We start from the raw sequence: 23637 nt of genomic DNA on the forward strand, positions 1-23637 counted from the left end.
CAATGAACCGTTCGATGACGATCAAGAGCCTGTTAATCGGTGCCAGCCTAACCACGGCTATCGTAGCCAGCAGCGCGCAGGCGCAGGACCGCAAGTTCAATGTGCCTGCCGGCAATATCAACATGACGCTGCCGATGTTCGCCCGGCAGAGCGGCATCCAGATCATCGCGCCGGCCGATCAGCTCGCCGGTGTCCGGTCGCCAGCCATCATGGGTGTCTTTGATACCCGGGCGGCACTGCGCCGCCTGATTGCCGACGCTAACCTCGAAATCGTTGCCGATAATGGGGCGGCCATCACTTTGAAGCCGCGCGCCCGTGCCGTCACGACGCCGGTCGCCTTGCGCTCCCTCCAATCGGCCCGCGCAACCAGCAGCTGGACCGCGCCTCGCGCCTTTCAGGCGGCCGATGCATCGACAGCCCAGGCAGAGCCCGGCACCGGAGGCGAAATCATCGTGACCGCCACCAAGACGGCAACCACTCTCAACCGTGTGCCGATCAGCATGCAGGCGATGCCGCAGGAGCAGCTCGATCGTCGCAGCATCCGCAGCGTGTCCGATATCGTCCGCACGGTTCCAGCGCTCTCGATGCAGACGTCGACCACGGCCGATCGCGTGCCGAGCATCTCGATCCGCGGCGTGGCGTCTTCAACCGGCGCGCAGACGACCGGCGTTTATCTCGATGATGCCCCGCTCCAGAAACGCAACGCGATCGGCATTTCGGGCAGTGGCACGCCGGTTCCGGCGCTGTTCGATCTGGAACGGGTCGAAGTGCTGCGCGGCCCGCAGGGCACGCTTTATGGCGGATCGTCGCTCGGCGGGACGATCCGCTTCATCACGCCTGAACCCAGCCTCGAGAAAATGTCTGCCTATGCCCGTGCGGAAGTCGGTTTCGTCCAGGATGGCGGCGTCAATCATGATCTGGGCATTGCGCTCGGTGGCCCGCTGATCGAGGACCGGCTTGGTATCCGCGTCAGCATGTGGCAACGCCGCACGGCGGGCTATATCGATCATGTCGATCGCTTCACCGGCGACACGCTTGCAAAGGACACGAACAGTTCGGACGACTGGGCGCTGCGCGGCGCGCTGCTCTTCAAGCCGACCGAGAATTTCAGCCTGACGCCTTCGGTCTATTATGCGCTGAGTGAGCAGCATGATGCCGATACAGCCTGGCAGACCGTGCCGGAAACCACGCTCAATGGTTTCACATATCCCGCTGCCGTCTATGGCGATTATCAGACGGGCGCCAACTGCAATGTGGGTGATAATTATGCCGCCAGCACGCCGCGCTGTGTCGCCAGGCAGCCGCGCACCTCGCGCATCTTCCTGCCGTCGCTCAAGGCAGAGCTGGACATCGGCAGCACCACGCTGACCTCGGTCTCCAGCTATATCAGCGACCGCACCCATGGCCGGTCCGACTATAGCTATATCGAGCCGGGCAATTTCCAGGGCGGTTTTCCCCTCGTCGCCGATATCGAAAGCTATCGCTCGACCCCGATCTACGAGAACAAGCGCACCGGTTTCACCCAGGAAGTCCGCTTCGCCAATGACGGCAATAGCCGCTTCAACTGGGTGGTGGGCGGCTTCTTCGCCACCTACAAGAATAATTCCAACTATCATATCGTCGCCAATCTGGACGATCTAACCCAGGCCGTGTTTGGCGCCCCGGCGCAGGCCATTTTCGGCGTGCCGGTCGAGCCCGGCAATATCACCTATCATCGCGATCAGGACCTGAAGGAAAAGTCGCTGGCGGTCTTTGGCGAGGCCAATTTCGCGATCACCGACAAATTGAAGCTGATCGGCGGCGCGCGCGTCAGTCGGGAAAAATTCAGCTATCATCAGGTCACGGCCGGAACCTTTGCCGGCTTCCTGACCCCGACCACCGCCAATGGCGGCCTCACTGACGGCAAGGTCAAGGAAACGCCCGTCACCCCCAAATTCGGTCTGCAATATCAGCTGGACAGCGCCAACATGCTCTATGCGACGGCAGCCAAGGGATTCCGCGTGGGCGGCGTCAACCAGCCACCGCCGGCCTCGCGCTGCGGGGCGGATCTTACGGCGTTGGGTATCACATCGACGCCGGGGACCTACAAGGCAGACTCGCTGTGGAGCTATGAAGTCGGTGCGAAGCTGCGCTCGTCCGATCGCAAGCTCAGCCTCAACTCCAGCGCTTTCTACATCGACTGGAGCAATATCCAGGCAAGCTATGGCCTGCCGACCTGCGGCTTTGGCTATGTCGTCAACGGCGGCAAGGCCGTATCCAAGGGCTTTGACCTGGAAGCCTCGGTGGAGCCGATCTATGGCTTCACGCTGAGCGGCCTCGTCGCCTATACCGATGCGCAATATACGCAGGCTGTCGTTGGCCCGGCCCCTTCGTCCACCCTCTATATCCGCGATGGCGATCGCCTGCCGGTACCCAAATGGGCCTTCAACATCGCGGGCGAATATCGGTTCGATATCGGCAGCTATGGCGCCTATCTGCGGGCAGACTGGCAACATGCCTCCCGCTACCAGAACAGCTTTGGTCCCGGCACGGGCAGCTTCACGCCCGATACCTATATGTCGGAGGCGACTGACTATATGACGGCGCGGATCGGCCTGCGCCGCGATGGCTGGGAATTCTCGATCTTCGCCGACAATCTGCTCAACTCCAAGGATGTGCTGGGCAATGAGGGTGGCCGGACCGGCTGCGCCACGGGTGAGGGCGCGGCCTGCACCACCTACGAGAATTACACGCTGCCCTATCAATATGTGACCTTCCGCCCGCGCACGATCGGCGCGACGCTGACCCTGCGCAAATGAGGCTCCCCACCATGAAGGCTTTTGTATCGATGCTGGCGCTGGGCGCCGCGATGGCGCTTGTCGTCGAGGGACCGGTGGCGCGCGCCAGTGAGCCACCGGCCGAGGGGCAGAAAGAGGTGGGACCGAGGGAGGAACTGGCCAGCCGCGATCACAAGATGGTGATCAACGGCAAGACCATTGCCTACAACGCGAGCGCCGGCACGCTGATCATCACCGATGATGATGGCGTCCCGCGCGGCAGGATCTTCTACACCGCGTATACCGCCCAGGGGACGAGTGCGGGCAAGCCCCGGCCATTGACCTTCTTCAACAATGGCGGTCCCGGCTCGGCCAGCCTCTGGCTCAATGTAGGCGGGTTCGGGCCAAAGCGCCCACCGACGCTGACCCCCAAGGCGACCCTGCCGGCCCCCTATGTGGTGCAGGACAATCCCTATTCGCTGCTCGACAAGTCCGATCTCATCTTCATCGATGCGATCGGGACCGGTTATTCCCGGCCGATTGGCGATACCAAGGGCAAGACCTTCTGGGGCGTCGACGCGGACATCGATTCCTTCGCTCGCGCCATCAACCGCTACATCACCAAGAACGACCGGTGGAACAGCCCGCGCTACCTGTTCGGGGAATCCTATGGCACCACCCGGTCGGCGGGGCTTGTCTATAAGCTCCAGAATCAGGGGATGGATTTCAACGGCGTCGTGCTGATGTCGACCATCCTCAATTCGGGCACCGGCCTTCCCGGCGTCGACCTGGAGGATATCGGGCGAGTACCCTCCTTCGCGGCGACGGCCTGGTATCATGGCAAATCGGCGACCCACCCGGCCGACCTGATGGCCTATCTCGACGAGGTCCGCGCCTTCGCCCTTGGCCCCTATGCCTCCGCGCTGCTCAAGGGGGACCGGCTGTCGGCCGAGGAAATGGACGCCGTGGCTCGCACGCTCAGCGGCTATATCGGCCTGTCGGTCGACTTCCTCAAGAAGAACAAGCTGCGCGTCGGCATGGAACAATATCGCGGCGCGCTGATGGCTGATCAGGGATTGATCATCGGCCGGTTCGATACCCGCTTCACCGCGCCGGCCTCCTATGTGAGCGGCGACGGCTCCTATGACCCGGCGACCAATGACGCCGCGACTGCAGGCGTCAACAGTGCCCATCTTTCCACCTTCCAGGATCATCTGGCGCGTGACATCGGTTACAAGCCGGACCTGCAATATCGGCCACTTTATAATGGCGTGATCGCGCCGGCCTGGGACAATCATCACAAGGCGCCAGGGATCGATGAGCCCATTCCGGTTCCCAACACCGCGCTTGACCTCGCCGGCGCCATGCAGCGCAACCCCAATCTCAATGTGATGGTGATTGCGGGGCTCTATGATCTGGCAACGCCGTTTGCCGGCGCGGAATTCGATGTCTCGCATCTCTATCTGACGCCCAATCTGCGCCAGAATATCAGCTTCTCCTATTATGAGTCCGGCCATATGACCTATGTGGATGAGGCCGCATCGCGAAAGCTCAAGGTCGATCTCGACCGCTTCTATGATGCGACGACCCGCTGATGCGTAGCCTGCTTAGCGCGTCCATCGCGGCAATCACACTCGCGTCGCCCACGGCTTCGCTCTGCGCCGCCGACAAACCGGCGCAGACACAAGCGTCAGAACCGGCTGCAGAAAAGCGGGTGATCACCAACCATATCCTGACAACGGCCAACGGGGCGAAGCTGCCTTACACCGCGACCGCAGGCACCTTGCTGCTCAAGGACAAGCAGGGAAAGCCGGGGGCGAGCCTTTTCTATGTCGCCTACACGGTCGCGCCAAAGGCAGGGGAGCGGCGACCCGTCACCTTCTTTTACAATGGCGGCCCTGGATCCTCCAGCATCTGGCTACACATGGCCTCCTTTGCGCCGGTGCGGGTGCCGGTCGATGTCGAGGCGCAGGGCAGGGAAGGGGGCGGCCGCATGCCGCGCCTCGCGCCCAATCCCGACAGCCTGCTGGATACTACCGACATGGTTTTCCTCGACGCCGTGGGTACGGGCTATTCGCGCGGGCTCGATCCACAGGGAGGGAAGCTTTACTGGGGCAATGACCAGGATGCTGCTGCCTTCACACAGGCGATCCGGCGCTATGTCGAGATCAACAATCGCTGGCTTTCGCCCAAATATCTGTTTGGCGAATCCTATGGCACCACCCGGTCGGCGATGGTTTCCTACCGGCTGATCGACAGCGGCATGCCGGTAGATGGTGTGATCCTCATGTCCTCCATCCTCAATTTTGCCCAGCGCGCGCCCGGCCTCGACCGGATGGATATCAATTATCTGCCGAGCTATGCCGCCACCGCCTGGTATCATGGCAAGGTAGATCGGGGCACAGGGCTGGAGGCGCATGTCGCCCGTGCGCGCCAGTTCGCGCAAGGCCCTTATGCGGCAGCACTGGCCAAAGGGCAGGATATCGGTGCGCAGGAGCACGAAAGCGTGATTGCGCAGATGGCGTCGCTGACGGGCCTCAGCCCCGATTATCTGCGCGAGGCCGACCTGCATGTGTCGCCCGACCGCTTCCGCAAAGAACTGCTGCGGGATCGCGGGGCCGTTACGGGCGGGTTCGACACTCGCTTTACCGGCAGCGAAGGGGACAATGCGGCAGATATGGCGCAGAGCGATCCGGCCGACGATGCAATCTCAGGCGCGATCATCGCCAATTTCTCCGCCTACCTCGCCCATGACCTGGGCTATGCGCCGGACGGCGACTATGTGGTGAACACGCCTACGCTCTTTCCGGTCTGGGACTGGAGCCATATGCCGCCGGGCGGCCCGCGCCAAAATGCGATGGCCAATGTCGCCATCGATCTGGGCGCTGCCATGCGTCGCGCACCGCAGATGCGGGTCCTGTCGCTGAGCGGCTACTACGACCTGTCTACGCCCTTTTTCGCGACCGAATTTGATCTCGCCCATCTTTACCTGCCGCCCGCACTCAGGCCGAACCTCATTAGCCGCCATTATGCTTCGGGCCATATGTTGTATCTCGACGGCAAGACCTTCAATGATGTGACGCGCGATGTCCGTGGCTTCATTCAGGCAAAGTCGGATTAGGCGGGGTAATACCGACCCTTCTCAGTCGTTCAGCGCTTGTTCTTGCCTTCCGAAATGCCGACCGTCGGCTTATCGCTCAACAGTCGAGGATGGGCGGCTAGGGTGTGCGCCGGCTAAGCAATGAGCGACGTTCGTCAGAAGCCTTGCTGAAGGCGGCTACCAAATTTTGCTTGGGATCAAGATCCTGTGGTACTTTCCGGGGTAGCCCATCTGCCAGGCGAAGCCGGACGGACTTGAGCTGCGCACAACAGGGAGCCGTCGATGCAAAACATGCCCCCGCATGCATATGGACATCACGACAAGGACGATCATGACCATCATGGCCAGAAGGCAATGGTTCACGATCCCGTCTGCGGGATGGAAGTCGACCCCGAACTGACGCCCCATCGCGCTGAACATGATGGTCATCGATATTATTTCTGCAGCAACGGCTGTCGCGCCAAGTTCGTCGCTGACCCCGTGCTTTACCTCTCCGCGCGGGAGCAGCCCGCTATCGTCTCCGGGACTGTCTGGACCTGCCCCATGCATCCTGAGATCCAGCAGGATCATCCAGGACCTTGCCCGATATGTGGCATGGCGCTCGAGCCCGAAGTGGCGAGCGCGCAGAGCGGACCAAGCGCCGAGCTGCTCGACATGACGTGGCGCCTTAAGGTGGGGTTCCTGCTCGCCTTGCCCGTCTTCGTTCTGGAAATGGGCGGGCATCTCGTTCCCGCTCTGCATCATCTGGTGCCGGCGAGATTGTCGATCTGGATCCAGATCGCTCTCGCCACGCCGGTCGTACTCTGGGCGGGCTGGCCATTCTTCGTGCGCGGATGGCGTTCGCTCGCGACACGCCACCTCAACATGTTCACGCTGATCGCGATGGGCACGGGCGTTTCCTGGGCTTACAGCATGATCGCGGCGCTCGCTCCCGCCCTCTTTCCGCCAGCCTTTCGTAATGCCGATGGCAGCGTCGCGGTCTATTTCGAAGCGGCAGCCGTTATCACCGTGCTGGTGCTTCTGGGACAGGTCCTCGAGTTGCGTGCGCGCGAGCAGACGTCGGGCGCAATCAAGGCGCTGCTCGACCTGTCGCCAAAGACCGCGCGTCGGCTCTTGTGGAATGGCGATGAGGAGGAGGTCAGCCTCGACTTGATCGGCGTCGGCGACCAGTTGCGCGTTCGCCCCGGTGAGAAGGTGCCGGTGGACGGCACCGTAATAGACGGCGGATCGTCGGTCGATGAATCCATGGTTACCGGCGAATCCATGCCGGTGACCAAAAAGATTGATGGCACGGTCATTGGCGGCACGCTCAACCAGACCGGTGCGCTTGTCATCGCGGCGACCAAAGTGGGGCGAGACACGATGCTCGCCCGGATCGTCCAGATGGTGGCGCAGGCCCAGCGCTCGCGCGCGCCCATTCAGCGCATGGCCGATCGTGTCGCTGGCTGGTTCGTGCCCGCCGTGATCCTTGTTGCGATATTGGCCTTTGTCGGATGGAGTCTATGGGGACCGGAGCCGCGCTTCGCTCATGGCCTGATCGCCGCTGTCGCGGTCCTCATCATCGCATGTCCCTGCGCACTTGGTCTCGCCACGCCCATGTCCATCATGGTGGGCGTGGGCCGTGGTGCAAGGCTTGGCGTCCTGATCAAGAATGCCGAGGCGCTCGAGCAGATGGAGAAGGTAGATACGCTGGTCGTCGACAAGACCGGCACGCTGACACTGGGCCATCCGGCGGTTACCGCCATCATACCGGCGTCCGGCCACACCGAAGCGGAGGTCCTCCGTCTCGCCGCCGCCGTCGAGCAGGCATCCGAGCATCCCCTGGCGCTCGCAATCGTCGACATGGCCAGGTCCCGCGATCTCGTGCTGCCACCGGTATCCCAGTTCGATTCCCCAACGGGACGCGGTGCGGTGGGAACAGTCGAGGGCAAGCGCGTTGTCCTTGGTAATGCACCATTCCTCCTCGATCAGGGCATAGACAGTATCGAAGTGGCGCCCGCTGCCGACGACCTGCGCCGCGATGGCGCCACCGCGATTTTCGTGGGCCTGGACGGTCAGGTCGGAGGGATCATCGCGATTGCCGATCCGATCAAAGCAACCACGGCAGAGGCCCTTGGCGCCTTGCGGCAAGAGGGGGTCCGCATCGTGATGCTGACGGGCGACAACCGCAAGACGGCGCAAGCCATTGCCGACAAGCTTGGCATCGACGAGGTCGAAGCCGAAGTCCTGCCTGATCAGAAGAGCGCAGTGGTCAACCGCCTTATTGCCGCAGGCCGCGTCGTTGCGATGGCGGGTGACGGGGTCAATGATGCGCCTGCGCTGGCCGCCGCCAATGTGGGTATTGCCATGGGTTCAGGCACCGACGTTGCCATGGAAAGCGCGGGCGTAACGTTGCTGCGGGGCGATTTGAACGGCATCGTGAGCGCGCGGCGGCTCAGCCAGGCGACGATGTCCAATATCCGCCAGAACCTCCTTTTTGCCTTCATCTACAATGCGGCGGGCGTCCCAGTGGCCGCAGGGCTGCTCTATCCGCTGTTCGGCATTCTGCTGTCTCCGATGCTGGCCGCCGCGGCGATGGCATTGTCATCCGTCAGCGTCGTGACAAATGCCCTTCGGCTGAGGACACGAACCCTGTGAGCTATTCCGCCTGCGTCGCCCAGACGTCTCTACTCTCGCATCCGATTACATTGCCTCCCGCGTCAGACGGGCTATGTTCGGTACATGCAAGATCGACAGGACCAATTCGCCTACTGTGTTCAGCTGCTTGGTGGAACGACAGCATTTGCTCGGCGTCTCAGGATCGATGAGCGGGCTATCCGGCGGTTCATCAATGGCGAGCGCCCCATCAGTGACAACCTATTGCAAGACACCGCGAAGGCATTGCGCGACCTCGCTGCGGACGCCAACGCGGCTGCAGGTACGATTTCTGACAATCTGACCACTGAACCCAGCGACTTCTAATCGGTCAAATCCGACCCAAATTTGCCGTTCAAGGGGCGATTTTTGATCCCCAGGAGCAGACGGTCAGGTTTTCCCTTCCAACCGCGCGTCGAGCCGATCTCGGAATGCCAGCTTCCATCTAGCAATTGGTCCCAAGCTGCCCTCAAGCCTGACTGACGAATAAAGAATCGGGAATATCCGATATCTCATTGACGGGCCATATCGCATCGGATAATTTCGATGCATGGACACCGATGACGCCCTTGCCATTCTCTCCACCCTTGGCCATCCCACGCGGCTCGATGCGTTTCGGCTGCTGATCCGACATGAGCCGGATGGCTTGTCGACCGGCGAACTGGTCGAAGCGTCGGGGCTGACCCAGAGCACATTTTCGACGCATCTGGCCGTGATGGTGAAGGCCGGCCTGGTGCTGTCCGAGAAGCGTGGTCGCCAACAGATCCAGCGCGCCAACCTCGACGCGCTGCGCGGCCTCATGGTCTATCTGGCCAAGGATTGCTGCCAGGGGCGCGCCGAACTGTGCGAGCCGCTTCTGGCCGAACTTACCTGCTGCTGAAGAGGCAACAATGACCGATATCGTGATCTACCATAACCCGCTTTGCGGGACCTCTCGTAATGCCCTGGCCATGATCCGCAATGCGGGTATAGAGCCTCATGTTATCGAGTACCTGAAGACGCCGCCGAGCCGTGCGCTGCTCCTGGAACTCATCGACCGCGCCGGCATCACCCCGCGCGCTCTGCTGCGCGAGAAGGGGACGCCTTATGCCGAACTGGGCCTCCGCGACGAGACCTTGACGGACGAGGCCCTCGTCGACGCGATGATGGAGCATCCTATCCTCATCAACCGGCCGCTGGTCGTGTCGCCACTGGGCGTGAAGCTCTGCCGGCCTTCCGAAGCAGTGCTAGACCTGCTGCCGGCCGAGCAGCGCAGAACTTTCGTCAAGGAAGACGGCGAAGTCGTGGAAGCGACCCGGCGATGAGTCTTTCGGTTCGCCGGGCTGAGGTCGACGACGCGGACGCCATTGCCACCATTTATGCGCATCATGTTCTTCACGGCACGGCAACCTACGAAGTCGTGCCGCCGACCGCGGACGAGACCGTCGAGAAGATCTTGATGATCACCGGGCGGAGTTGGCCGTTCCTTGTCGCCTGCGATGGATCTGAGCTGGTGGGCTATGCCTACGCCACGCAGTTCCGGGATAGACCGGCCTATGCCTATGCTTGCGAGAACAGCATCTACGTAGCGCACGACCGGCGCGGTGGCGGCATCGGCAAGCTGTTGCTCAAGGCCTTGCTGGAGGCCGCCGATGCCTATGGCTTCCGGCAGATGGTCGCTGTCATCGGTGGCGGTGAACCGGCCTCCGTCGCACTGCACGGCTCTTGCGGCTTTGAGCAGGTCGGCTGCCTGACCGGCATGGGCTGGAAGGCCGGTCGCTGGCTCGACACAGTTTACATGCAGATCGCCTTGGGTGGCGGCACCGCGACCGCGCCTATCGCTTCCGGGAAGGACTGACGATCATTTCGCTGTTCGAACGCTATCTCTCGCTGTGGGTGGCCATGTGCATCGTAGTCGGGATCGGTCTCGGCCATTTGCTTCCCGGCGCCTTCGAGGCGATCGCAGCGCTGGAGATCGCCAACGTCAACCTCGTGGTGGCGGGCCTGATCTGGCTCATGATCATCCCGATGCTGCTACGGGTCGATTTCGGCGCCCTCCATAGCCTTCGGCAGCACTGGCGTGGTATCGGCATTACCCTCGTAGTGAACTGGGCGATCAAGCCATTCTCCATGGCATTGCTCGGCACCTTCTTCCTCGGCCACCTGTTCGCGCCGATGCTGCCTGAAGGCGTATCGTCGTCCTACATTGCCGGGCTGATCCTGCTGGCTGCTGCGCCTTGCACGGCGATGGTCTTCGTCTGGTCCAACCTCGTCGATGGTGAGCCGAACTACACCTTGAGCCAGGTGGCACTGAACGACCTGATCATGGTCCTTGCCTTCGCGCCGCTCGTAGGATTGCTGCTGGGCGTGGCATCGATTACCGTGCCGTGGAGCACGTTGGCGCTGTCGGTGGGACTCTACATCGTCGTCCCGGTGGTCATCTCGCAACTGCTCCGCCGAGTCCTACTTCGCGGGGGCGAGAAGCGGCTCCAGCATTTCCTGTCCGCCATTGGCCCGATCAGCCTTGCCAGCCTGCTGCTGACACTGGTGCTGCTGTTCGGCTTTCAGGGCGAGCAGATCATCCGGCAACCGCTGGTAATCGCGCTGATTGCCGTGCCGATCCTGTTTCAGGTCTATCTTAATGCCGGCATCGCCTATTGGCTCAGCCGCCGTTTTGGCGTGGCATGGTGCGTCGCTGGCCCTTCGGCGCTGATCGGTGCCTCCAATTTCTTTGAACTGGCTGTGGCCGCCGCCATCAGCCTTTTTGGCCTCAGTTCCGGCGCCGCGCTGGCAACGGTCGTGGGCGTGCTGGTCGAAGTGCCGGTGATGCTATCGATCGTCGCCTTGGTGAAGCGGACCCGTCCCTGGTACGAGAAAGGTATTTCCGCATGAGACTGCGCGAACTCGCCGCCCCCGATCACCTTCCTGCGCTAGACAAAGCTTTTGCGTTGGCTCGTCCCGCCAGCGGCCTTGGCCCGGATCAACCGCCTCCGCGTATTCTGCTGCTCTACGGCTCTCTGCGGGAACGCTCGTTTTCGCGCCTCGCCGTGGAAGAGGCGGCGCGCCTGCTAAAGTTCTTCGGCGCCGAGACGCGGATCTTCGATCCTAGCGACCTGCCGCTGCCCGATCAGATAGCGGGAGATGATCACCCGGCGGTGCATGAACTGCGGGAGCACGCGCTATGGTCGGAGGGCATGGTCTGGTGCAGTCCTGAGCGGCACGGCCAGATCAGCGGCATCATGAAGACGCAGATCGATCATCTGCCACTTCAGATGCGCGGGATGCGGCCGACGCAGGGAAGAACGCTTGCGGTCATGCAGGTGTCCGGCGGTTCGCAATCGTTCAATGCCGTCAATTCGCTGCGCTTGCTGGGCCGCTGGATGCGGATGTTCACGATTCCGAATCAGTCGTCAGTGGCGATGGCCTACAAGGAGTTCGACGAAGACGGCCGGATGCGGGCATCGAGCTACTACGAGCGCATCGTCGATGTGATGGAGGAACTGGTCCGCTTCACCGTGCTGATGAGGCCGCACGGGGTGCAGCTCGTTGACCGATACTCCGAACGGAAGGAGGCTGGGCTCCCGGTTGATAACGCAGCGGACCACTCCGCAATTGCAATCATGCCTCAATCCTGATTTTCGCCCTGACCATCGAATGACTGGAAAGAGCGCGTAGCGGCCATCTCCGCTGTCGACCCATGCCGGACGCTTAGCGCCCAAATTTTGATCCTCAGCAGCGGACATTCCACTTTTTCGGTGGCTGTCGTCCACAGTCGGTCATTTCCAGCCAATAAACGTCAGTCGAACTCTTCTTCCACTTGCCCTTCTTCCACGAGCATAAAATGCCTTAATCAAGATCAAAGCGCTGGGTTTTAGTCTCGTTCTGCCATCCGTTAGCCGCTAAGGACGAAAGTGCCATCCGAGCCGAGAGCCTGGGAACGATCGAACGTCTGATGGAGGGGCCGCTTCCAGTGTCTTTTCGAACGGCCCTTGGCTCAGGGCATGTCGATGCGTTGTCGCAATAAATAGAACAAGGGGCGTCGATCCATGAGTGAAGAACCCGCCACGGTTTCCGTCGGGAATCCAGGCTTGGACGTCATCCTGCGCGGAGGCCTGCCGGCCAATCGCCTCTATCTCTGTGAGGGCATGCCGGGATCGGGCAAAACCACCCTTGCGCTCAAGTTCCTGCTGGATGGTCGCGATAAGGGAGAGCCAGCGCTCTACATCACGCTCTCGGAAACCAGCGAGGAACTATCCGTCGTTGCGAAGTCGCATGGCTGGGATCTCGACGGCATTGCCCTGTTTGAACTGGCATCGGCCGATGAAGTGCTCGGAGCTGGTCGCGACCAGTCGATCCTCCATAGCTTCGAGATGGAGCTCGGTGAGACAATTAACCTCATCAAGGCCGAGGTCGAGCGTATCAAGCCGAAGCGTGTGGTGTTCGACAGTCTGTCCGAAATGCGCCTGCTGGCTCAGGATCCGCTTCGCTATCGGCGTCAGCTCCTGTTACTCAAACAGTTCTTTGCTGGCCTGAATACCACGGTCATCCTGGTCGACGACCTTACGAGTTACAGTGGGGAACGCGATAATCATCTTCACAGCCTCTGCCACGGGGTCATCACACTCGAACGGCTGACCCTCGATTTCGGCGCAGCTCGGCGCCGACTCCAGGTTCAAAAGCTGCGCGGCGTCAATTTCATTGCCGGCTACCATGACTTCACGATCCGCAAGGGCGGTCTTGAAGTCTACCCCCGGTTGATCGCCGCCGACCACCATAGCGATTTCAACGACGAGGGAGTGGCGAGCGAGATTCCCGAGCTTGATGCGCTACTGGGCGGCGGACCGGCCCGCGGCACCTGCACACTCATTACCGGTCCATCGGGCGCGGGCAAGAGCACGCTCGCCCTGCAATATCTGGCGGCGGCCTGCCGTCGCGGTGAGAACTGCGTCATTTATGAATTTGACGAGCGTATCGGCACGCTTATTGCCCGCGCTAAAGCGCTGGGCATTGATCTGGCTAGCTTCATCGAAGGTGGCTGCCTGGTGATCCGTCAGCTTGATGCCGCCGAAGTTGCGCCTGGCGAGTTCGCCTCGATGGTTCGTGAAGAGGTCGAAAAACGCGAAGCGCGGATCATCATCATCGACAGCCTCAACGGCTACGTCGCGGCGATGCCGCAGGAGCAGCAGCTCATCCTGCAGCTACATGAGCTCTTGTCCTATCTCAACCAGGCAGGTGTCGTCACCTTTCTCATCAATCCCCAGCAGGGCTTTTTCGGATCGATGCAGACCAATGGTCTCGACGTCTCCTATGTCGCGGACGTCGTCATCCTGCTTCGCTTCTTCGAGGCGCAAGGCCGCATCCGTAAAGCGATCTCGATCGTCAAGAACAGGAGCGGCGCGCATGAGGACACGATCCGCGAACTACGGATTGACACTCAGGGCATCCGCGTCGGCAATCCACTGGCCGAGTTTCGTGGGGTTTTAAGCGGCACGCCAGAATATGTCGGGACGCAGTCGCCGCTGATGGAAGATCGCGGCACCCGTGCATAGAAACGCATCAGAAGGTCACCGCGTCCTCATTTCGGCGCCCTACGGGAGGGATGCGGACAGCGTCGCATTGCTTTTGAAGCGACAGGGCTATGACGCCCATATCTGTCAAAGGCTCACTGACGTCGCCGGTCGTCTTGACGAGCATGTTGGCGTCATTCTCCTGACGGAAGAAGCGCTGGCGACCGATCTCGCGCCGCTGAGCGAGGCGCTACTGGCGCAACCTACTTGGTCGGACATCCCGCTTGTGCTCCTTGCGGGCCGACAGGCGGGCATCGCCCGTTCGGGCGATACCATCCGACGGCGGCTGCCGGACCGGGTCAACAATGTCGTCCTGCTTGAACGGCCTTTGAGTTCAGAGTCGCTGGTCAGCGCGATCGACTCCGCAATGCGTGCGCGACAGAAGCAGTTCGAGATCAGGGATCGGATCCTTGAACTCGATGCCCAGCATGCGCAGATGCGCGTCCTCCTCGAGCATCTCCCCGTCGGCGTGGCCTTCGTCGATACGGATCATAAAACTCTTGTTTCAAATCCTGCTTTTCGGCGCTTCACGCCCACTGGTGCTGTGCCTTCGCAGCTTCCAGACGGCGAGGAACGGTGGATCGGTTATGACCATACTGGCGACCGTATCAAACGGGACCAGTTCGTCACCGTCCGGGCACTACGCGGCGAAACAGTGGAGGGATCAGAGTTTCTCTTCCATCCCCTGCAGGGGGATGACGTCTGGACGCGAGTCAGTGGCGTGCCGCTGAAAGGCCCCGACGGCGCCGTCACTGGCTCGATTTCCGTGATCGTCGACATAGACGCGCAGAAGCGCGCACAGCTTGAGCTGGCCGAGGCAGCCCAGAAGCTGGAGCGCGAAGTGCAGGCTAGAACACAGGACTTGCAGAACGCGCTCGACAGGCTGCAAGCGGAAGCCGCAGAGCGCGAGCGCGCCGAAAATGCACTCCGGCAGTCGCAGAAGATGGAGGCGGTCGGTCAACTCACCGGCGGGATCGCGCACGACTTCAATAACATGCTGACCGGCGTCATCGGTGCCCTCGACATCATGAAGCGGCGCATGGCGTCAGGCCGCCTCGATGATCTGGATCGTTTCATGGATGCGGCGTCCACGTCCGCGCAACGCGCAGCCGGGCTGACCGCCCGCCTCCTCGCCTTCTCACGCCGTCAGTCACTCGACAGCAAGGCGACAGACGTCAACGCACTCGTCCTATCGCTCGAAGATTTGCTTCGGCGGACAATGGGAGAGAATATCGAGGTCGGAATCGTGACGGTTGAAGGGCTACCGCCTGGACTCGTAGACGCCAACCAGCTTGAAAACGCTATTCTCAACCTTGCCATCAACGCACGCGATGCCATGCCTGACGGCGGCCGCCTTACGATAGAAAGCGGCGTCGCGACGGTTGATGAGAGCTACGCCGCGACCCGACCTGATATTGGGGTAGGAAAGTATGTTACGGTGGCAGTGTCCGATACCGGCGTCGGGATGGACGCTGCCACGATAGAAAAGGTGTTCGAGCCCTTCTTCACCACCAAGCCGGTGGGACAAGGAACCGGGCTCGGGCTCTCGATGGTCTATGGTTTTGCCAAGCAATCGAATGGCCAGGTTCGCATCCATTCGACGCCCGGACTTGGAACGTCCATCACGCTCTATTTGCCGATAGCGGATCCCACGAGCGCCGCCGATGAAACAGGCGGTATCGACACTGTTTTCGAAGGCGATGGTCAGACGGTCCTTCTGGTCGAGGACGATCCTTCGGTGCGCTTGCTGATCGGCGAAGTGCTGCGCGAGCTTGGCTACAAGATTGCAGAGGCCGCCGAGCCCAGCGAGGCGATCCGACTTCTGGAGGCCGGCCGGCCGTTCGATCTTATGATCACCGATGTCGGCCTGCCTGGCATGAACGGCCGTCAGCTTGCGGAAGTCGCTCGCGACCATCTGCCCTTGCTGCCGATCCTGTTTGTCACCGGCTATGCCGAGAATGCCGCCATGCGTGCCGGATTCCTTGGCACGAACATGGCTATGATCACCAAGCCGTTCCAGATCGAGATCCTGTCGGCAAAGATCCGCGAGATGCTTAACTGAATGGCACTAGTCGGGGATGTGGCTGAAGGCATATCGACCCATCTGCCGATATTTAGGACGTTCACAATCGGTGGGAAGTCTGGCGTAGCTGCGTAGTTCGAAACACTGCAGGCAGAGCAGATCAATTTAAGCGCGGAAGCCTATGCTCGTCTTTGCATCTTCAATCAGTGCCATGGCCTGACGATACAGGTTAGGATCCCCACCGGTCATGACGGAGAAGACCTGCAGCTTTTCGCGTAGATAAACCTTGGCGAACCCAGGACTTCCCGCAACGATCGATTGCGTGTTGCTGATGAAATCGGCGAGTTTTACGGTTTGCGCATTGGGCGAGATGGTACCGAGACGTTTTGCTTCCGCTGCTTTGCGTGTAGCGCGGTTGCCGTCATGGCACTGATCGGTCAGTTCCATCACCAGAGCAGCAACAGGCTCTCCAAACTCGCGCGCGATGTCCTCTCGGGTTGTTGCAGTATCCTCAATCGTATCGTGCAACAACGCCGCAGCCAACATTTCGTCGGTGTGCGGGATCCTTCGGACAATCTCCATCATAATATGGCCAAATTTACGCGAGAAAATTACGCAAAATTGGCATTTATTGATCTATGTTACGGTAATGTCGAGATTACTTAACTCGCTATAAACCTCGATACGCCATGACCACACACTCTGAAGGGATGGGTCATGGGTTTTCTGGGGCGCTTGTGATCTGCCCCCCGTTGAGTGGCCCAGAGACTATGATAGTCTGGACCACGAAAGGGACGATGAATGCCGAGCAAGAAGCACAAGCCGGAAGAAATTATCGGCAAGCTGCGTGAAGTTGAGATTGTTCTGGCGCAGGGAGCCTCGACAGCAGAGGCGTGCCGCCGGATCGCGGTCAGCGAGCAGACATACTATCGCTGGCGCAGGGAATATGGTGGCCTGAAGACCGACCAGGCGAGGCGGATGAAGGATCTGGAGAAAGAGAACCAGCGGCTACGCCGGGCGATTTCGGATCTGACGTTGGACAAGCTGATCTTGCAGGAAGCTGCCAAGGGAAACTTCTGAGCCCCGCGCGGCGGCGGCGCTGCATCGATCAGTTGCGACGAGATTTGCCGATCCGGGTGTCCGAGCGACGGATATGCCGGGTGCTGGGGCAGCATCGATCGACACAGCGCAAGGTGCCGCGTGGGGCAGATGACGAACAGGCGCTCACGGAGGACATCGTCGCGCTGGCGAAGCAATATGGCCGCTATGGCTACCGCCGAGTGACGGCGTTGCTATGCCATGCGGGGTGGACGGTGAACCACAAACGGGTCGAGCGGATATGGCGACGCGAAGGACTGAAGGTCCCGCTGCGTCAGCCCAAACGGGGACGCCTGTGGCTCAACGACGGATCATGTATCCGCTTGCGGCCTGAGTATTCCGGGCATGTGTGGGCCTACGACTTCGTCGAAGGGCGCACGCACGATGGCCGCAAGTTCCGGATTCTGACGATCATCGACGAGGCCAGCAGGGAATGCCTGGCACTCATCGTTGCCCGGCAGCTCAAACACGAGGATGTGCTGGCGGCGCTGGCTGACCTGTTCATCTCGCGTGGGCCACCAGCGCATATACGATCCGATAATGGTAGCGAGTTTATCGCGACCGCCGTCCAGAAATGGTTGGGGCAGATCGGCGTGAAGACGCTCTATATCACCCCGGGATCACCATGGGAGAATGGCTATAACGAAAGCTTCAATGGGTCGCTTCGCGACGAACTGCTCAACGGCGAGATCTTCTACAGCCTCGCTGAGGCCAAGGTGCTGATCGAGGCATGGCGGCGGCATTACAACACCGTTCGCCCTCAAAGCAGCCTGGGCTACCGACCGCCGGCACCGGAAACGGCGACACCGCCATATCCGGCCTCCGGTTCCGCTTCGCTCCACCTCCGTCCGGATATGGCGGCGATGGGCTTAATCCACTAACAAACCAATCGGGCCACTCGGTGGGGGCAGATCAATGTTGACGACGGCCTGCCACAAATTTGCTCTTTCTTCATGGATGTGCCCCAAGGAAGGCATCACCCATTACCAAGTCTCGCACTGCGAGCTCCATGTCCCAAAGTTCAAGACGCCCGTTCAGGCTCACCCGATGGCACAGGAATGTTTCGAGAAGAGGTTAGCTGCAGCGGAAGGCCAATGCAGCTCGCGAAATTTGCGATCGCCAAAGGTTTCATCGAACAAGCAGACTTGAACTAGATCAAGCAATCGACAGCCTTTACCACTGCTTCCTTCTAGTCCCGACGATCTACAGGTCGCATGTCCACACATCGGGTTCCTACACCGAGGCGGAAGGGCGGGACTGCCAGCTGGTCGACGTCTGATCGCGTGAACGCCCGCTGTTCCGAACACCACAAAAAATCGGCAAAATGGAATTCAGCTGGCTTAGAGGATACGTCGAGCAACTAGACCGTACGGTGCTTAGAGGCTGCGCCGGGCGCATCGCAGAATCGAAACCCGCCGCCGTTGGCGTTATATCCCAATTATGCAATGGCCGGTCATTCAGGCTGTTCGCTCTGCTTGCTGATGGCGTCGGCAATGATCATGGCGAGAGACTCCTCCGCGCGTACACGAGCCCCCGGATCCTTTGACGTCAGATCCTGCTTGATCCACATCGGTGCGCGTTCGATCACGGCGAGAATGGCGGCCTGCACAGGTTCAGTCATGCACTCGTCTATGCCGGGCCTTGGCTGCCGAGGCAACGCATTGGTTGTAAACATCACCTGACAGCAGGGGCTGCAGCGCAAAAAAGAAGTCCACCATCTTCTTTCGAGGGGCCGCCAGCCGCCGACTCAGCACTTCACGGCTTTTCCTGCATCCCATGCTCAGCGCCGTGCCTCCGCGGCGAAAATAGGATTGCAGCCTGTATGCGCCAACTCCTATTTGCTTTGAGCTACATTGGGCGGCTGAGAGAAAGCGTAGGGCGTCGCTTCCTGGCTCGTCTCATCAGCCTCGCACTATCAGCAGTTCAGCCAGCAGGCTTCGCTCGCGAACCCCGGAAAAGACAACTGTTGGATGTTAATTTCCCCTATAAGTCGAGTATCCATAAGGGCTGACTACAACCGGGACATGATAATGGCCCTTTTTGTCGGCGACGCGAAACGTCAGGGTTATTTCAGGGAAGAAGGGATCTGCAGACGCATCGGGATATTTCGACATGTCGAATTCAAGGCGGTAGATACCCGTGTCGAACAGGCCGCCATCGTCGAAGCTGCCAATGCGCCCATTTGCATCCGTGATTGATTTCGCCACTCGCTCCCAGCTGCCATCAGACAATTGTTTCTTAAGCGAAACGGGTACGCCTTGGCGGCCCGTGCCGTGGGCGAGGTCGAGCACATGCGTCGAAATGTCAGCGGCAGCAGCCGGCATGATGCCGCATCCATAGATAGAGGCAAATGCAGCTATGGCGGATAGTCTCATAATCAACTCCTGGGGAAGCAAATTTTCTAGGTTTCGCGCCATTGGCCCACGCCTTTTAGCGATGACCAGAGGAGCAATGTGCATAAAATGCGACCACAATGAAGCGCTCAAACACCTCGGTTATTGTCGGGTGACGCGTACCAGGCTCCAGTCATATCCCAAGCGTTTGACACGTTCGGCGAGCTCGGTTTTCATTTGGTCTGAAGGATGCTGGTCACGGGTCAGCACCCATAGGTATCGGCCGCTGGGTTCTCCAACGATAGACCAGCTATAATCGTCGCCATGATCCAACACCCAATAGTTACCGTAGAATGGACCAAAGAACGACACCTTGAGTTTAGCATTGCTGCTCCCCTTGACCGGCTTGGCCCTGCCGACCGATTCCTTCCACTTCGATCCGCGACGTCCACGGTTGATGACTCGGACGGTGCCGTCTGAGTTCATCACATAGTTGGCGGTGACGCCGTCCATGTCCTTCTGAAAAGGTGCCTCATACCGGAATTGCTCGAACCAAAGTCCCAAATATTGTGTAAGGTCGACGGGTTTGGCTGGGCCGGGCACATTAATGTTGCCCACCGGCCCAGCCCGCTGAATGACAGTGCATGCGCCCAGAAGCGTCGTGGCGGCCAACAGACTGGCGATGATCAATTTTCTTTGCATTTTGCTTTCACGATATGATGTGATTGGCCTGCTATACGCGCCGGATGTTCGATGTTTCCAAAGGAGGGACGCGGACCACTCCGGCCGCCTTACTTTGGCATCCGGATACGATCTAAGCGAACTAGGCTCCAATTTCTTGCAGGTAAGACGGTGGAGGGCATTTGGAAGGCGGCCGGTGCATATTCAGGCGTAAAAATATCTCGGTCGAAACAGTGGCTGTGAAGGCAACTGATAGGCCACTCTTCACGGTTGCCTCGAACCGCTCTAGCGCTCCGCTGGTAGAAAGCAGATACTGCAAGATATCGAAAATGGGCCAGCGAGATGTCCCCGACTGCTCATTACGGGCGCGATGTCTGTAGTGCGTTGTGTATCTCGCAAAGGACCGCAAAAGGCGGAGACGCATCTCATTTGATGAGGCCAGCGATAAATTCGCCAAAGGGCCGGAGCTCTCCGCTAGTGCTCGCTGTCTCCAGCACGGTCATATACTGGTCCCGCCGATCGACCGGAATGATCGTCCAGGGGTAACCTCCTGATGCCATCATCGCGTTCATCAGAAAGCGGCCGATGCGGCCATTGCCGTCAATGTACGGATGAATATAGACGAACACGAAATGCCCCAGAACGACCCGGACCGCAGGGTCCGGCTCATCCCGGAGCAAGTCAAAAAAGACCGGCATTGCGTCCCTGACGGCATCAGGCCCAAGCGGGACGTGCCGTGAACCTCGGATAAAGACAGCATTGCTTCTGTATCCGGCGAGATCGCTCGGCTTGATGATGCCTGCCGCAACACTTGGCGCAAACAGCTCTCGGTACCAGACAGGGTGGTCGCGGTCCGCGACATCGCCAGCATTGCGGCCCGCAAGAATCTCCGTCAGGCTTGATTTCACGGCCTGAAATGACTGCCAATAACCTCGCGCCGCCATGGCATCGCGGTGCGCTCGGTCATCCTCGTTGAACTCTGGATCCCAGTTGCCGCCCCGCACGCGCTCGATGAGCCCTGGGCTGACCCGGTACCCTTCGATCGAGAGGGAGTTGTAGGCGTCGTTGACGTAATTTTCCTCAACTTCCGCCAGATATGCGGCGGCGTCGTTGCGGTGAGGTGGTTCCGGGAACAGGCCAATCAATTGCTCTCGTAGATCCTGCCACATGAGGCGGATTCTATTGGCTGCTGGAGAAGGGTCTCGTGGGAGCGGGTAGGCGAGGGGGTGGGAAAATGGGTCGCTCTCCCGTACGTCGTAGCCCGCACTTTTCATCGTGCCTGAAATGTCGTCAGCGATGCGGTTTCGTCCGATATTCCGAAAAGCGCCTGCCAAGCGACCCGCGACAACACTGTGCCCGCCATCCAGCAGTCTCTCCAGCAGCGCCGAGGCGTCCCGCTGCGCGGCGAGCGCAGTTCGAGCATCCGTCGGATAATTGAGATAGAATTGCGGGCTAGCAGCGACGAGGGCCGCCTCGGCGCGATAGATGCGGACGCCGTCAGCCGTCACCGTGCGATCACGATCCGCAGGAAGCGACAGGCGAGTATCGATCAGTGAAGTACCGTGGATCAATTCTGTAGGCTTGTTACGGCCGCCGGGTGCTCGCACGAGCAATTGCTGGGGGACCGTTCGATTTCCAGAATGCAGCAAGAGGGATTGGTCGGGCGCGAGGATCCAATCAGAACCGAGCCGTTCTGTCAGATAGGCAGTGACAAATTCCCAGAAGCTGGCGAACCAGGCGGTGCTTTCTCCAGCCGGTTCATCCGGTCGAGCCGGAATATACCAACCACGCATGACCTCCTTGAGGAAACCTGCTTCGACAAGCCGCTCGCGGTCCAGCCGACTTAGATCTACCGAACGGATAGCAACAAGTCCGTTCGTCTGAAGACGTTCGAGCGCTTCTAGGGCATTGGCGAGTTTTTCAGCAGGGCGGGCCATTCCCCACTTCTATCATATTTCGCTTATAATGCTGTGCCATATTTCGCTTTTCGAGTTGTGCGAATTTTAGCTTTTAATGCACAGTGGGCCGGGGTGGGAACGACCATGCTCCGCTTACGAGCGCTGAACTATCTCAGCAACCGCCTTCCCGCTCGACATAACATTCAGCCGCTGCGAGCGTGACACCGGCGCCCTCATCGTTATCAGTATAGGAACGGCGCAGGTGGGATCGCTGAGTCCAGTGCGCAAAAGTTTCGCTATATCTTGAGCGAAGATAGTGTTGAAGACTTCCGGCCTTGAGCAACCTTGCACTGCATTCGTGATTGTTCACCGGACAGGTAGCTGTCCAAGACAATTTGTCCGGTCGCGAAATTTTGTCGCCTATGGGCAAGATCGTGCAAATCCTGTCACCCAGAGACAGGTCAGGACCGTGGGGTTTTTGCCGAAGGCCATTTACGACGATGATGACGGCCAGCTTTAAAGCTCAGGCACGTGGCCCGATAGATCGATCCGTACTTTGCTGAAATCCACATCGGCAAATATGAAATTCCGCTTGTTCGCTTCCTGCGGTGTAAGCCTGCCGGTGGTGATCGCCCAATCCAGTTTGGCCCTTGCAATTGCCTTTTCATGGGTTCGGTTCCAGACTGGATCAGGTGCTGGCGTGCCGTCACGCAGTTGCTGTCTGGCTAATCGCCATCGCGCGCGTCGCTGATCCTCGCTGTCATTTATCAGGGCCCCGAACGGGCAATTGGATCGCAGCTCACGGCCCAGGCTATCATTCTGAACTAGAAGCGCCATCCACAGTTCATGTGACCTACGCGTCAACAGGAAACGCCAGAAACGCTGGCCTATCGTTTCCGCCTTGGCAGCGACCCGGTGATCCAGGGCAAGCCGCGCTGCCTCAGCGAGAGGGCCGATGCCCTCTGGCTGGCATCGTAGCATATCGACCAGCTGGATGGCGCGCAGCAAACCGCAGCGTTCCGTGATAGTATGGGAATTATGCTGCCTGTCCTCGGATGACGCAGCGCGGTCCGTTGGTCCAGTGTCAGCCGTTTCCCTGCCGCGCACGTCGTTGCTCCTCACATTGCGCCCGCTCTCTCAGACTCTTTTCAGCTCGCCATCGCCAATGTGCGGGCACAAGGAGAAGCGTATGTGGGTCGCTCGATAAGCCGGGCCAATACCGTATGCGCAACACCATTAGCACGGCAAGTTGCAGTTCACGCACGAAATAGTTCAGGATCCATGCCGCATTTTTTCCCAGCTCACGTGGAGCGACCGCTCTGCTGGTAACTCAGTTATAGACTGGCCCAATGCGGTTTTCAAAATAGATTCAGGCCGATCGTCTTAGCGTCCAAGCAGATAGGAAAGCTGCGTATTTAAGCTAGCGTATAAGTTGGGCACGAACAGCTCATGCCTGGTCGCCGCATTTCCTGTCGGCTTGAGCTCAGAAGTGGCTCGGTTTGTCTGAACAGCCTTTGACGTTTGATAAGTGGATCGTCTGCGGTTTGGTTGTTCAAGCTGCTGCCTGC

18 protein-coding genes are annotated in these 23637 nt (G+C 59.9%); 12 read left to right on the forward strand and 6 right to left on the reverse strand.

All coding sequences use genetic code 11. From position 1 onward, the window contains the following. Window positions 1-14 precede the first annotated feature (14 nt). The 11 genes from VHN57_RS26515 (at window position 15) to VHN57_RS26565 (ending at window position 16098) form a co-directional block, all read left to right on the forward strand. A complete protein-coding gene (locus VHN57_RS26515; RefSeq protein WP_423286477.1) occupies window positions 15-2798 on the forward strand; it encodes a TonB-dependent receptor in 2784 nt (927 codons plus the stop codon). An 11-nt stretch (window positions 2799-2809) separates the two neighbouring features. Next, the gene (locus VHN57_RS26520) at window positions 2810-4351 is read left to right on the forward strand and encodes a S10 family peptidase (protein ID WP_026109422.1); all 1542 of its coding nucleotides are present in this window, start codon (window positions 2810-2812) and stop codon (window positions 4349-4351) included. Next, complete coding sequence (locus tag VHN57_RS26525; RefSeq protein WP_069335648.1) at window positions 4351-5877, forward strand: S10 family peptidase; 1527 nt, start codon at window positions 4351-4353, stop codon at window positions 5875-5877. Before VHN57_RS26520 ends, VHN57_RS26525 begins: the two co-directional genes overlap by 1 nt. Before the next feature lie 333 nt (window positions 5878-6210). After that, a complete protein-coding gene (locus VHN57_RS26530) occupies window positions 6211-8493 on the forward strand; it encodes a heavy metal translocating P-type ATPase (protein WP_423286540.1) in 2283 nt (760 codons plus the stop codon). 547 nt (window positions 8494-9040) lie between these two features. Continuing rightward, window positions 9041-9370: an ArsR/SmtB family transcription factor gene (locus VHN57_RS26535; protein WP_048938527.1), complete on the forward strand. Its 330-nt coding sequence runs from the start codon at window positions 9041-9043 to the stop codon at window positions 9368-9370. Window positions 9371-9380: 10 nt separating this feature from the next. After that, complete coding sequence (arsC, locus tag VHN57_RS26540; RefSeq protein WP_037523022.1) at window positions 9381-9794, forward strand: arsenate reductase (glutaredoxin); 414 nt, start codon at window positions 9381-9383, stop codon at window positions 9792-9794. Then, on the forward strand, window positions 9791-10327 hold the full coding sequence (locus tag VHN57_RS26545) for a GNAT family N-acetyltransferase (protein WP_037523024.1): 537 nt from the start codon (window positions 9791-9793) through the stop codon (window positions 10325-10327). Before arsC ends, VHN57_RS26545 begins: the two co-directional genes overlap by 4 nt. Window positions 10328-10332: 5 nt before the next feature. Continuing rightward, a complete protein-coding gene (gene arsB / locus VHN57_RS26550; RefSeq protein WP_037523025.1) occupies window positions 10333-11361 on the forward strand; it encodes an ACR3 family arsenite efflux transporter in 1029 nt (342 codons plus the stop codon). Then, the gene (arsH, locus tag VHN57_RS26555; RefSeq protein ID WP_037523027.1) at window positions 11358-12104 is read left to right on the forward strand and encodes an arsenical resistance protein ArsH; all 747 of its coding nucleotides are present in this window, start codon (window positions 11358-11360) and stop codon (window positions 12102-12104) included. Before arsB ends, arsH begins: the two co-directional genes overlap by 4 nt. Before the next feature lie 411 nt (window positions 12105-12515). Further along, window positions 12516-14018: an ATPase domain-containing protein gene (locus VHN57_RS26560; protein ID WP_069335645.1), complete on the forward strand. Its 1503-nt coding sequence runs from the start codon at window positions 12516-12518 to the stop codon at window positions 14016-14018. 73 nt (window positions 14019-14091) lie between these two features. Further along, complete coding sequence (locus VHN57_RS26565; protein WP_234791908.1) at window positions 14092-16098, forward strand: hybrid sensor histidine kinase/response regulator; 2007 nt, start codon at window positions 14092-14094, stop codon at window positions 16096-16098. A 126-nt stretch (window positions 16099-16224) separates the two neighbouring features. Here the strand turns inward: VHN57_RS26565 and VHN57_RS26570 are convergent, their stop codons facing one another. Continuing rightward, window positions 16225-16644, reverse strand: coding sequence for an HD domain-containing protein (locus VHN57_RS26570; protein WP_202968880.1), 420 nt, complete (start codon window positions 16642-16644; stop codon window positions 16225-16227). A gap of 216 nt (window positions 16645-16860) precedes the next feature. Here VHN57_RS26570 and VHN57_RS26575 point away from each other — a divergent pair. Beyond that, a protein-coding gene (locus tag VHN57_RS26575) for an IS3 family transposase (RefSeq protein WP_423286482.1) occupies window positions 16861-18038 on the forward strand; the annotation gives its coding sequence in 2 pieces (ribosomal slippage) (window positions 16861-17125 and window positions 17125-18038; 1179 coding nt in all). A gap of 572 nt (window positions 18039-18610) precedes the next feature. Here VHN57_RS26575 and VHN57_RS26580 read toward each other — a convergent pair. The 5 genes from VHN57_RS26580 to VHN57_RS26600 all read right to left on the reverse strand — a co-directional run bounded on the left by VHN57_RS26580 (window position 18611) and on the right by VHN57_RS26600 (window position 23077). Next, the gene (locus tag VHN57_RS26580) at window positions 18611-18778 is read right to left on the reverse strand and encodes a DUF6771 family protein (RefSeq protein WP_164522541.1); all 168 of its coding nucleotides are present in this window, start codon (window positions 18776-18778) and stop codon (window positions 18611-18613) included. A 352-nt stretch (window positions 18779-19130) separates the two neighbouring features. Then, window positions 19131-19532, reverse strand: coding sequence for a hydroxyisourate hydrolase (gene uraH / locus VHN57_RS26585; protein ID WP_081331805.1), 402 nt, complete (start codon window positions 19530-19532; stop codon window positions 19131-19133). A gap of 120 nt (window positions 19533-19652) precedes the next feature. Beyond that, complete coding sequence (locus VHN57_RS26590; RefSeq protein WP_234792487.1) at window positions 19653-20180, reverse strand: lipocalin family protein; 528 nt, start codon at window positions 20178-20180, stop codon at window positions 19653-19655. Between the two features lie 416 nt (window positions 20181-20596). After that, window positions 20597-22108 (reverse strand): Fic family protein, encoded by a 1512-nt coding sequence (locus tag VHN57_RS26595; protein ID WP_063976921.1) that lies wholly within the window; start codon window positions 22106-22108, stop codon window positions 20597-20599. Between the two features lie 477 nt (window positions 22109-22585). Further along, complete coding sequence (locus VHN57_RS26600) at window positions 22586-23077, reverse strand: hypothetical protein (RefSeq protein ID WP_063976920.1); 492 nt, start codon at window positions 23075-23077, stop codon at window positions 22586-22588. Window positions 23078-23637 lie beyond the last annotated feature (560 nt).

The organism is Sphingobium salicis subsp. salicis (assembly GCF_049472635.1).
Taxonomy (GTDB): Bacteria; Pseudomonadota; Alphaproteobacteria; order Sphingomonadales; family Sphingomonadaceae; genus Sphingobium; species Sphingobium yanoikuyae_A.